Annotated in this window: 2 protein-coding genes; one reads left to right on the plus strand and one right to left on the minus strand. The window is 73.3% G+C overall.

Annotated elements, in window-relative coordinates; all coding sequences use genetic code 11:
- A partial coding sequence (locus H5J29_RS32465) for a phosphotransferase family protein (protein ID WP_181784723.1) occupies positions 1 to 371 on the plus strand: 371 nt, incomplete at its 5' end.
- A gap of 39 nt (positions 372 to 410) precedes the next feature.
- On the opposite strand, the gene H5J29_RS32470 is transcribed toward H5J29_RS32465, so the two are convergent.
- On the minus strand, positions 411 to 1,388 hold the full coding sequence (locus H5J29_RS32470) for an aldo/keto reductase (RefSeq protein WP_181784724.1): 978 nt from the start codon (positions 1,386 to 1,388) through the stop codon (positions 411 to 413).
- Between the last annotated feature and the right edge of the window lie 79 nt (positions 1,389 to 1,467).

Genomic DNA, 1,467 nt, shown 5'->3' on the forward strand with positions numbered 1-1,467 from the left:
GGGCGCGGGACGAGCGGATGCGCGCCGCGCTCGCCGTGCTGCCGAAGACGCTGTGCCACGGCGACCCGAACCGGGCCAACGTCCTCGGCACCGCGCTGGTCGACTGGGGCAACGCCCGGGTGGCCCCCGCCGGGCTCGACCTCGCGGTCCTCGCGGCGCAGGGCCCCGTGGACCTCGCCGCCTACCGGGCGGAGTTCTCGGCCCTGCCCGAGCCGCTCGCCCTCGTCGAACGGGAGTGGGCGCTGGTCCAGGCGCACGTGCAGTACCTGGGTTTCGCGGCGGACCACCTGGGCTCCGACCGCGTGGCCGAGATGACCGGCACCGCCACGGCCGCCCTCGACCGCCTCGGCCCGGCCCTCGACGCCCTGTGAGTGCCGAGAGTCGCCATAGCGACTATCGCCACTCACCGCTCATCGGCCTACGGTGCGCTGCATCGCCTCCGGGTAGCGGGCGCCCGCCACGCCGGCGCCGACGGCGTCGAGCTCGGTGATCTCCTCGGCGGTCAGCTCCAGGGTCGCGGCCGCGACGTTCTCCTCTAGGTAGGTGCGGCGCTTGGTCCCCGGGATCGGCACGACGTGCTCGCCCTTCGCCTGCACCCACGCCAGCGCGAGCTGCCCGGCGGTCACGCCCCGCTTCTCCGCCAACGCCCGCACCGTGTCGACGATCGCGAGGTTGGCCGCGAGGTTGTCCTCGCTGAACCGCGGCAGCCTCGACCGCATGTCCCCCTTGCCGAGCTGGTCGGCCGAGGTGATCGAGCCCGTCAGGAAGCCGCGGCCCAGCGGGGAGAACGGGACGACGCCGATCCCCAGCTCCGCGCAGGTCGGGGCGATCTCCGGCTCCAGGTCTCGCGTCCACAGCGACCACTCGCTCTGCAGCGCGGTCACCGGGTGCACCGCGTGCGCGGCGCGGATCGTGGCCGCGCTCGCCTCGGAGATCCCCGCGTACCGGATCTTGCCCGCCTCGACGAGCTCGGCCAGCGCGCCCCAGGTCTCCTCGATCGGGGTGTCCGGGTCCACGCGGTGCTGGTAGTAGAGGTCGATGTGGTCCACGCCGAGCCGCGCGAGCGACTCGTCGCAGCACTGCGCGACGTACGCCGCGTCCCCGCGGGCGCCCATGGCCCCCGAGCCGTCCCGCACGATGCCGAACTTCGTCGCGAGCACGACCTCGTCCCGCCGGTCGGCGATCGCCCGCCCGACGAGCTCCTCGTTGGCCCCGTCGCCGTAGACGTTCGACGTGTCGAGGAGACCGACCCCGAGGTCGAGGGCCCGGTGGATCGTCGCGATCGACTCGGTGTCGTCCCCGGTGCCGTAGCTCTGCGACATGCCCATGCAGCCGAGACCCTGGGCCGACACGGTGAGCGCACCGAGGGTGCGCGTCGGAATCGTCATGCCCGGCACGCTACCCGCGCCGAGATGAACCTCGGTGTCGTTCGATCATGCTCGGAACGACACCGAGGTTCATCTCGGC

It is taken from the genome of Pseudonocardia pini, from assembly GCF_013870575.1.
Lineage (GTDB): Bacteria > Actinomycetota > Actinomycetes > Mycobacteriales > Pseudonocardiaceae > Pseudonocardia > Pseudonocardia pini.